Origin of the sequence: Alkalibacillus haloalkaliphilus C5 (assembly GCF_000269905.1) — a bacterium.
GTDB lineage: Bacteria > Bacillota > Bacilli > Bacillales > Alkalibacillaceae > Alkalibacillus > Alkalibacillus haloalkaliphilus_A.
Map to the genome: position 1 here is coordinate 1 of NZ_AKIF01000311.1, position 291 is coordinate 291.

General features: G+C 40.5%; 1 protein-coding gene. It reads right to left on the reverse strand.

Annotated features, from left to right (window positions below; translation table 11 throughout):
- Window positions 1–291, reverse strand: a 291-nt coding sequence (locus A194_RS19155) for an AIR synthase-related protein (protein ID WP_040403429.1), incomplete at both ends; no start/stop codon positions are given.

Sequence of the window (291 nt, forward strand, 5' to 3'; positions counted from 1 at the left end):
CCGACTAATGCATCGGATTCGACTAAATCTAAACAAGCTTCAATTAATAACTTCTCCATAAATGGATCACCAACTTGAACAGCTGGACGATCTTCTTGTGAATCGTCTGTTAATTCTTCAGAGGCAAAAGTCGCACCGTGAATGCCGTCACGTCCTGTTTTTGAACCGATGTACATAACCGTATTGCCGATCCCTTTTGCCTGACCGACTTGTAAACGATCATGATCAATTAATCCAACACACATCGCATTAACGAGTGGATTTCCTTTATAACAATCATCAAACTGGATT